General features: G+C 59.9%; 9 protein-coding genes. 5 read left to right on the top strand and 4 right to left on the bottom strand.

Annotated features, from left to right (window positions below; translation table 11 throughout):
- Positions 1-236: 236 nt before the first annotated feature.
- The 5 genes from ACRC4F_RS02165 (at position 237) to cmoB (ending at position 3,791) form a co-directional block, all read left to right on the top strand.
- On the top strand, positions 237-629 hold the full coding sequence (locus ACRC4F_RS02165; RefSeq protein WP_438657875.1) for a protease inhibitor I42 family protein: 393 nt from the start codon (positions 237-239) through the stop codon (positions 627-629).
- Between the two features lie 2 nt (positions 630-631).
- Positions 632-1,264, top strand: coding sequence for a lysoplasmalogenase (locus tag ACRC4F_RS02160; RefSeq protein ID WP_438657880.1), 633 nt, complete (start codon positions 632-634; stop codon positions 1,262-1,264).
- A gap of 150 nt (positions 1,265-1,414) precedes the next feature.
- The gene (locus ACRC4F_RS02155) at positions 1,415-1,900 is read left to right on the top strand and encodes a hypothetical protein (protein WP_438657874.1); all 486 of its coding nucleotides are present in this window, start codon (positions 1,415-1,417) and stop codon (positions 1,898-1,900) included.
- Between the two features lie 158 nt (positions 1,901-2,058).
- Positions 2,059-2,838 (top strand): carboxy-S-adenosyl-L-methionine synthase CmoA, encoded by a 780-nt coding sequence (cmoA, locus tag ACRC4F_RS02150; protein ID WP_438657873.1) that lies wholly within the window; start codon positions 2,059-2,061, stop codon positions 2,836-2,838.
- Positions 2,835-3,791 carry a tRNA 5-methoxyuridine(34)/uridine 5-oxyacetic acid(34) synthase CmoB gene (gene cmoB, locus ACRC4F_RS02145; RefSeq protein WP_438657872.1) on the top strand — a complete coding sequence of 319 codons (957 nt, stop codon included), beginning with the start codon at positions 2,835-2,837 and terminating at the stop codon, positions 3,789-3,791. The genes cmoA and cmoB overlap by 4 nt, the downstream gene beginning before the upstream one ends.
- Positions 3,792-3,923: 132 nt before the next feature.
- On the opposite strand, the gene tadA is transcribed toward cmoB, so the two are convergent.
- From tadA to ptsP, 4 genes are all read right to left on the bottom strand, one after another.
- Positions 3,924-4,421 (bottom strand): tRNA adenosine(34) deaminase TadA, encoded by a 498-nt coding sequence (tadA, locus tag ACRC4F_RS02140; protein WP_438657871.1) that lies wholly within the window; start codon positions 4,419-4,421, stop codon positions 3,924-3,926.
- The gene (locus ACRC4F_RS02135) at positions 4,421-5,797 is read right to left on the bottom strand and encodes a multicopper oxidase family protein (RefSeq protein WP_438657870.1); all 1,377 of its coding nucleotides are present in this window, start codon (positions 5,795-5,797) and stop codon (positions 4,421-4,423) included. Before ACRC4F_RS02135 ends, tadA begins: the two co-directional genes overlap by 1 nt.
- A 171-nt stretch (positions 5,798-5,968) precedes the next feature.
- Positions 5,969-6,259: a PTS transporter subunit EIIB gene (locus tag ACRC4F_RS02130; protein WP_438657869.1), complete on the bottom strand. Its 291-nt coding sequence runs from the start codon at positions 6,257-6,259 to the stop codon at positions 5,969-5,971.
- Between the two features lie 2 nt (positions 6,260-6,261).
- Complete coding sequence (gene ptsP, locus ACRC4F_RS02125; protein WP_438657868.1) at positions 6,262-8,796, bottom strand: phosphoenolpyruvate--protein phosphotransferase; 2,535 nt, start codon at positions 8,794-8,796, stop codon at positions 6,262-6,264.
- Between the last annotated feature and the right edge of the window lie 19 nt (positions 8,797-8,815).

Raw genomic sequence — 8,815 nt, 5'->3', positions numbered from 1 at the left:
CCAGAAACGGTTAATCGGGCATTTTTATGAGTGTTCACTCGGGGCCTCCAGGTACTTGGTTTGGTTCGCACCTCCAATTTCCCGGAAAAGCCCCGAGTGAACAACCTACAGAGAGATCACAGCTAGCCTGCTAGCGATGGCGTCATTACTGCCCCCCCCAATTTCTGAACCTGTCACACTTTGTCTCATCTCGGTTATGCTCGCCGTTCGTCGTAAACGCCGGAGCCTCTGACCTTATGTCACCCACTCGCCTGTTTGTCCCTCTCGCCCTCTCCCTGCTGGCCGCGTGCTCCACGCAACCAAAACAGAACCTGACCGTGGAAAAACAAAGCGAATGCCCGGTGCAAATGCGCAGCGGTCAGAACCTGATCGTGACCTTGCCGAGCAACCCGACTACGGGTTATCGCTGGGCGATCCAGGATTCGGCTGGCGGCGTGCTGCATGCGCTGAGCCCCGAGGTGTACAGCAATCCGGAAGACGCCGGGATTGTCGGCAGCGCCGGCATTTCGACCTGGCGCTTTCAGGCGTTTGCCGCCGGTACAGGCCGGTTGCGTTTGACCTATTCACAGCCATGGGCACCGGAAGTGCCGGCCGTGAAAACCTTCGATTGCGCGATCGCGGTCAACTGATCGTGGGCTGGCTGATTCTGGCGCTGATGGGCGCGGTGACCTTTCTGTATGGCTTGAGCGTGCATGCCGCGCTGCTCTGCCTGCTGGTCAAGCCGTTGCCGGTGTTGGCCTTGCTCGGCTGGTTGCACGACGCACCGCCCAGTGAGTACCGGCGCTGGATCAGCCTGGGATTGATCTTCTCCCTGCTCGGCGATGTGTTGCTGGCGTGGCCGGGGGATTTGTTTGTGTTTGGTCTTGGGGCTTTTTTGGTCGCCCATCTGGCGTACCTGAAAGCCTACTTGAGCGATTGCCGGCGATTGGCGTTGTTGCCATTGGTGATTGCCTTGGGTGTTGGTGCAGTGCTGCTGGGAATTTTGATTTCCCACGAACTGGGCCCATTGTTGATCCCGGTGATTGTGTACGGGTTGGCCATCAGTGCAATGCTCTGGCGAGCGCTGGCCCGACTCGGGACCCAAGTGCCCAAACGCTCGGCCCTGCTGGCGGCGGCCGGTGCGGTGGCGTTTGTGTTTTCCGACAGTGTGATTGGCATCAACCGGTTTGTTGCGCCGTTCCATGCCGCGCCTTACATCATCATCCTCAGCTATTGGTTGGGACAATGGGGTATCGCAGCCTCGGCATTTAATAAAGAAAAATAGCAACTTATTCAGATCTCATAACCATAAAATCGATAAGTCATCTCGAAACATTATAAAAACCTGTCATATCTGACAGTAGCCCATATTTTCAAGCCTACTTACTATTCCAGCTGCGTTATACAATCACGAACGTAACCAAGGAAGAAAATCATGAGTCTTTTTAAAAGCAAGAATTCGGCGCTCTCTTTAGACCCCTTTATCAGCGTCAACTGCGATATTAAAGCCACAGTTTCAGGCCGTGTAGAGTTTCATACTCAAAATATCCAGTTCGACAAAGACCCCAACAGCGAATCGGTTGCTTTTCTCGGTCGAAGCTATGAAAACGGCTTTAGCAATTCCAAAAAAGGGATGATGTTTGTTTTTTCAAGTGACATTCAGTCCGGCACCTATTCACCCAAAGATCCAAACTTTCCATTTGAATCATTTTATTATTATGAAAATGGAGCTAACGACGATTTTTCGACTTCTTACACCTACAAACCCGAAAGCGGCACTATTACCGTAGAAGTAGTCCAAAGTAACTCCGAAGCATTGCGCTACCTCATAAACTTTGACTTCAAAGGCAAAGACAGCAGGACCGAAGAACTGCACATCGCTGGCAAAGCCGAACTCAACGTTTTCATGCGTCCTAGATAATCTCGTTCCAATCAAAGTATGACCAAGTCTTGCTTCTCGACCTGGTCATACTTTTGTCTTTTCGCAATGCTCTCTGTCATTAAGGCCTCATTGCCCCCTTCGAAAATCCTCCACGCTTTATCAGACAACCCAAGCATCCCCCCGTCAATTTGGCTAAAATGCCGGCCTTTTCCACCAATGCCGCCGGAACTGCCGTGAGCAAAGACCCCGATCGCCTTTTCGCCCAGCCTTTGGCCCAGGTGCCTGACTTCGCCTTTAACGAGGACGTGGTGCGGGTGTTCCCGGACATGATCAAGCGCTCGGTGCCGGGTTATCCGACCATCGTCGAGAACCTCGGCGTGCTCGCCGCGCAATTCGCCCAGCCCAACAGCGTGCTCTACGACCTCGGCTCGTCCTTGGGCGCCGTGACCCAAGCGTTGCGTCGTCACGTGCGCACTGACGGTTGCCGCGTCATCGCTGTGGATAACTCCGCGGCGATGGTCGAACGTTGCCGCGAATACCTCAACGGCCAGGACTCGATGTTCCAGGAGTTGCTGCAGGTGGAGGTGATCGAAGGCGACATCCTCGCCCTCGACTTCCAGCCCGCCTCGGTGGTGGCGCTGAACTTCACCCTGCAATTCATCGCCCCGGAGCAGCGCACCGCGTTGCTCTCGCGGATCCGCCAATCGCTGCTGCCCGGTGGCGCGTTGATCCTGTCGGAGAAACTGCGTTTCAACGACCTCGAAGAACACGCGCTGCTCACTGATTTGCATGTCGCGTTCAAACGCGCCAACGGCTATAGCGAGCTGGAAATCGCCCAGAAGCGCAGCGCCATCGAAAACGTCATGAAGCCCGACAGCCTCGAAGAACATCGCGAGCGCTTGTTGGCCGCCGGGTTCTCGAAAGTCGTGCCGTGGTTCCAGTGTCTTAACTTCGCCTCGTTGATTGCCTTGCCATGATTGATCTGTCCCCCCTCGCCCGCCGTCTGGCTGGCACCCCGCTGGCCGACTGGGCCAACACCCTGCAAGCACAACTCGACAAGAAAATGGAAAAGGGTCACGGCGACCTGGAGCGCTGGCAGAGTGCGCTGGATGCTCTGCCGAAGATTCAGCCGAGCGAAGTCGACCTGCTCAATGGCCTGACACTGGACACTGATTGCGACGATCAGACCCGTGCGCAAATGCATACGGCGTTGATGGGCTTGTCGCCGTGGCGTAAAGGGCCGTTCGACCTGTTCGGCGTGCACGTCGACACCGAATGGCGCTCGGACTGGAAGTGGTCGCGTGTCGCTCCGCACCTGGACCTGAAGGGCAAACGCATCCTCGATGTGGGTTGCGGCAATGGTTACTACATGTGGCGCATGCTCGGCGCCGGCGCGGACAGCGTGATCGGTGTCGACCCGAACTGGCTGTTCTTCTGCCAGTTCCAGGCGGTGCAGCGTTACTTATCAGAACCCAATGCCTGGCACCTGCCGTTCCCTTTCGAAGACCTGCCGCCGAACATGGAAGGCTTCGACACCGTGTTTTCCATGGGCGTGTTCTACCACCGTCGTTCGCCGATCGAGCATTTGCTGGCGCTGAAGGATTGCCTGGTCAAGGGCGGTGAATTGGTGTTGGAGACGCTGGTGATTGAAGGCGATCAACAGCAGGTGCTGGTGCCGGAAGACCGTTATGCGCAGATGCGTAACGTGTGGTTCCTGCCGTCAGTGCCGGCGCTGGAATTGTGGCTGCGACGTGCCGGATTCACGGACGTTCGCTGTGTCGACGTGAGCGTGACCACGGTCGAGGAACAGCGCGGGACGGAGTGGATGAAGTATCAGTCGCTCAGCGATTTCCTCGATCCCGAGGATCACAGCAAGACGGTTGAAGGGCTGCCGGCGCCGATGCGGGCCGTTATCGTTGCCCGAAAATAAAACACCCATCTCCTATCCATAGGAGATCACTGTGGGAGCGAGCCTGCTCGCGATAGCGGTGTGTCAGTCGACATCACTATTGACTGATAATCCGCTATCGCGAGCAGGCTCGCTCCTACAGGGGTTGGGTGTTCAGTCTGTTGGTTTCGCGCGGCGGGCCTTAAAGAACTCGCTGAGAACCGCGCCGCACTCCTCCGCCAACACCCCGCCTTCAAACAACACCCGGTGATTCAAAAAGCCTTGGGTAAAAAACTGCCCCTGACTCTGCACAATCCCCGCTTTCGGCTCCAAAGCGCCATACACCACCCGCGCAATCCGCGAATGCACAATCAGCCCGGCGCACATGCTGCACGGTTCGAGGGTCACGTACAGCGTGCTGCCCGGCAGGCGATAGTTACTGGCGGCCAACGCCGCGGCGCGGATCGCGACCATCTCGGCATGGGCACTCGGGTCGTTGCCGCTGATCGGGCAGTTGAAGCCGCGACCGATGATCTCACCGTCCTGCACCAGCACTGCGCCCACGGGCACTTCACCCAGCGCCGCGCCTTGCGCGGCCAGGGTCAACGCTTCACGCATGAAGTCGCGGTCGCGGCTGCGGTCGATGATTGCGCAGGGACGTATCTGACGCATCAGGCCACCTCGATGGCGGCCATGAGGCCGGTTTCCATGTGATCGATCACATGGCAATGGAACATCCAGACGCCGGGGTTATCCGCCACCAACGCAACTTGCGCACGCTCGTTCTTGCCCAGCAGGTAGGTGTCGGTGAAGTACGGAATGACCTTGTGTCGGTTCGAGGCGATGACTTTGAAGCTCATGCCGTGCAAGTGAATCGGGTGCTGGTACTGAGTCATGTTCTTCAATTCGAAAATGTAGCTCTTGCCCTTCTCAAGCTTGGCAATCGGGCGGTCGGCGCAGGTCTTGTCGGTGATGTCCCAGGCCTTGCCGTTAATCTGCCACAGGCTCGGCGGCTTGCCGTTGTCGACGTTGACCGACACCGAGCCCACCCATTCGAAATTGAAGTTGAGTTTCTCGGCATTGGCTAGGTCCGGCTCGGCCACCGGGTTGGCGGGCAGCGCGGGCGGCCACTCGGTAGGGGCCTCAGTGTTTGCCACCGAGCGCAATGTGCCCAGGCGAACCGGGCCGTTGCGCAGGGCCAGTTCTCCACCGGCCGGCGGCGCCTTGATCGCCAGGCAAATGCGCATGCCCGGGCCGAGCCAGTATTCCTTGCCCATGGGCCGCGGCGCCACGGGATTGCCGTCCAGTGCGTAGATCTGCGCTTCGACGCCGGGAATGTTGAGGCGATAGGTCAGCGTGTTGTCGAGGTTGAGCAGGCGCACGCGGGTGATTTGCCCGGCGGGCAAGTCGATCACCGCTTGCGAGACACCGTTGATGGTCGACAGGCGCCCCGCCGTGCCACCTCGAGCGGCTTCACGAGGAATGCTGAAGGCCACGAAAGCGCCCTCTTCATCGACGTGCCAGCTCTTGAGGCTCAGGGTTTTCTCGTACTTGAAACCGGTGGGCTCGCGCTCTTCGATGATCAGCGGGCCAACAAGACCGCGGCCGAGTTCTTCGCTGCTGTTCACATGCGGGTGATACCAGTAACTGCCAGCATCCGGCACTCGGAATTTGTAGTCGAAGTATTCGCCCGGCAGTACCGGCAACTGCGAGACGTACGGGACACCGTCCATTTCCAGGGGCAGGCGAATGCCGTGCCAGTGAATGGTGGTCGCCACCGGCAGATGGTTGATGAAGCGCACCCGCAGCCATTCGCCCTGACGCACCCGCAGTTCAGTGCCCGGCGCCGACGGGCCGAACGCCCAGGCAGGTGTCTTGTGCCCGGCCACCAGTTCGACGTCCAGCGGTGCCGCGATCAGCTCATAGTCATGGCCGGCGTCCGCGTCGGCCATCTTGCCCAGCCAGTACCGCGACGCGCCCCCCGCTCCGACACCAACGACAACAAGACCGGCCAGGCCACCGAGGATTTGGCGACGGGTAAAGGACATGAACTCAACTACCTCACGTATCAGCGACAGGCCCGTGGGCCTGTAAAAGGCGAATACGATACACCTGCGGTTGAGAAACAGTAAGGGTGGGGCGGCGGATGGCCGCACGCAAGGTAGGGTTGGCAATACCCTGTGGCGAGGGGGCAAGCCCCCTCGCCACACGGTTTTCGACTATGGCTGTAGGCCTGTGATCAGATGCACAACGCCTTCGCCCAGCAGCATGACGCCCGGCACCCCAGCCACATTCAATGCCTGCCGATCCATCCGCGCCACATCCCGCAACTCCACTCGCACCCGGGTCAGCGCCACAGGTTGCTGCGACTTGAGGTTATCCACACCACCCAACGCGGCCACGACATTTGCGGGCAGACCGGACACCGGCTGGTCAACCACCTTCGGCTCATCCACCACCAGATCCGGCGTCAACGCTTTCCAGAACGCTCGCTGCATTTTCTCGAACATGTTCAGTTCTCCAGAATCAGTGAAGTATCGACCGTCGCGTCGTGATACAGCCGCAGCGCTTCGCGCACCTGTTCGGCGCTTTCCAGGCCGAGTACTTGTTGAGCGATGGCCTGACAGTCCAGCAGGTCCACCTGGCGAACAGCCGCCTTGATCGCCGGAATCAACGGCACGCTCACGGACAGCTCATCCACCCCAAGCCCGAGCAACAGCGGTACGGCCAGTGTCTCGGAGGCCATGGCGCCACACACACCGACCCATTTGCCGTGGGCGTGCGCGGCCTTCGCGGTGCTGGCGATCAACCGCAGAACCGCCGGATGAAAGCTGTCGGCCTGACTGGCCAGACGCGGATGATCGCGATCCATCGCCAGGGTGTATTGCGTGAGGTCGTTAGTGCCGATGGAGAAGAAATCCACTTCAGGCGCAAACAGGTCCGCCATCAACGCAGCCGCCGGCACTTCGATCATGATGCCAAGCTTCGGCAACTCGGTGAGCCCCAATGCCAGCGCCTCTTCTTCCAGCAGTTGCCGGGCCAGACGCAACTCAGACAGTTGAGTGACCATCGGCAGCATGATGTGCAGCCGGGCCAGTCCGGCGCTGCTCAGGATCGCCTTGAACTGATCGCGCAACAGCTGCGGGCGCTCCAGGCACAAACGAATCCCGCGCAGGCCCAGGAAAGGGTTGGTTTCGCTGTCCATCGGTACGTAGGCCAAAGGTTTGTCACCGCCGACATCCAGCGTGCGCACCACGAGATTACGTGTCGGCCCTAGCGCCCTGGCAATGGCGCTGTAGGTGGACGCCTGCTCGTCATGGCTCGGCGCATGATTGCGATCCAGATAAAGAAACTCCGAACGCAATAGACCGACGCCCTCGCCTCCCAGTGCCACGGCCTGTTCGGCTTCAGCCAGCGAAGCGATGTTGGCGGTCACTTCAAAATGATGCCCATCACGGGTGCAGGCGGCCAGTGTTGCGTGCACCAGTTCATGCTGCTGGCGTTGCTGTTGCAACTGGCGCCGGGCTTGCAGCTGTTCGATGGCCTGCAGATCCGGATCCAGCTGCAGCTCGCCTTTGTCGGCATCGAGCAACACCTGGGTGCCGTTGACCAGCGCCAGCACTTGCACTGGCAACCCGCAGATCGCCGGCAAACCGTACGCTCGGGCGAGGATCGCGACGTGACTGGTTGCCCCGCCGCCGACCGTGGCGAAACCCAACACCTTGCGGGTATCGAGCCCGGCGGTCTGCGACGGCGTCAGCTGTTCGGCGATCAGGATCGCCCCTTCAGTCAGCTGCAGCGCCTGATCCCGTACGCCGAGGATCAGCTTGAGCACCCGCTGGCCCACATCGGCCAGGTCCGCCGCCCGCTCCGCGAGCAAGGCATTGCCCAGGCTTTTGAACAAAGTAGCCGTCGACTCGGTGGCCGCGCGCCAGGCAAACCCGGCACTTTTGCCTTCATTGATCAGCACGTGCGCCATGTCCAGCAAACCCGGGTCTTCGAGCAGCTCCTGATGCGCCTTGAAGATATCTGCCTGCGCGTCGCCGAGGGTGTTGTCACGCAGTTGTTGCAGGGCCACCAACGCCTCGGCCAGGGCTCGGGACAGATGATCGCGTTCAACCGGCGGTGTGGCGCCAAGCTCCTTCACTTCGAGCTTTTGCTCCGCGATCTGCACCACCTGGCCGAACGCCGATCCGGGCGATGCGCAAACCCCACGCAGCACGGTCAGCGATGAAGCCTCGACTGCATTCACCTCGACCTGCGCAGAGGCCACCACCGCTTCACCGCATCCACTCGCCAGCAATTCGGCCAGCGTCTTGATCGCCGCTTCAGCATCCGGGCCGGCCGCGCTGACTTGCATGACATCACCGTAAGCCGTCTGCAATGCCATGATCGCCACCAGGGATTTCGCGTTCGCGCTCTCCTGCTTTTTATGCAGGTAAATGCTCGCCGAAAAACCTTTCGCCGCTTGGGCGAACACCGCTGCCGGACGGGCGTGCAGGCCGTTCGGGTTGGCCAGTGCCACCGGTTTGGAAAACAGGGCTTCGTCCTCTTCCGCTACCGGCGCATCGGTTGCCTGCTCGACCGGGCTCAAACCCAGGAGTGGCTGGCCACGGTCTACCAGGCCCGTTTCCGGCACCAGCCAGATGAACGGCTCACCGCTGACCACCAGCATCAACGTCAGCAGGCTGCGGGCATTCAACGCGACATAATCGGCATCGAACTCGATCAGCGCCTGCCCGACGACAACCTGCTGCCCCTCCTCCACCAGCCGCGTGAACCCCTTCCCCGCCAGGTTCACCGTGTCGAGGCCGATGTGCATCAACACCTGCACACCGTTTTCGTCGGTGATGCTGACCGCATGCCCACTGGCCTGCACATTGCTGACAACCCCTGCCAGCGGCGCGCACAAGGTCGTTGAAGTCGGATCGATGCACAGGCCATCGCCGATGACCCGGCTGGAAAACACCGGATCCGGCACGAGGTTCAGTGGCACCAATACGCCGGACAGTGGGGCGTGCAGTTGCAATTGTTGGGGTGTGGCCATGACGTCACCTGCTGTTTTG

The sequence above is a fragment of the Pseudomonas sp. genome (genome assembly GCF_051660785.1).
Taxonomy (GTDB): Bacteria; Pseudomonadota; Gammaproteobacteria; order Pseudomonadales; family Pseudomonadaceae; genus Aquipseudomonas.
This window is presented reverse-complemented; position numbering and strand designations above follow the sequence as displayed.

Bases quoted from the DNA above. Each gene is read 5' to 3' on its own strand.
- ACRC4F_RS02135 (WP_438657870.1), bottom strand. From the start codon at position 5,797: ATGTCCTTTACCCGTCGCCAAATCCTCGGTGGCCTGGCCGGTCTTGTT.
- cmoB (WP_438657872.1), top strand. From the start codon at position 2,835: ATGATTGATCTGTCCCCCCTCGCCCGCCGTCTGGCTGGCACCCCGCTG.
- ptsP (WP_438657868.1), bottom strand. From the start codon at position 8,796: ATGGCCACACCCCAACAATTGCAACTGCACGCCCCACTGTCCGGCGTA.
- ACRC4F_RS02155 (WP_438657874.1), top strand. From the start codon at position 1,415: ATGAGTCTTTTTAAAAGCAAGAATTCGGCGCTCTCTTTAGACCCCTTT.
- ACRC4F_RS02130 (WP_438657869.1), bottom strand. From the start codon at position 6,259: ATGTTCGAGAAAATGCAGCGAGCGTTCTGGAAAGCGTTGACGCCGGAT.
- ACRC4F_RS02165 (WP_438657875.1), top strand. From the start codon at position 237: ATGTCACCCACTCGCCTGTTTGTCCCTCTCGCCCTCTCCCTGCTGGCC.
- cmoA (WP_438657873.1), top strand. From the start codon at position 2,059: ATGCCGGCCTTTTCCACCAATGCCGCCGGAACTGCCGTGAGCAAAGAC.
- tadA (WP_438657871.1), bottom strand. From the start codon at position 4,421: ATGCGTCAGATACGTCCCTGCGCAATCATCGACCGCAGCCGCGACCGC.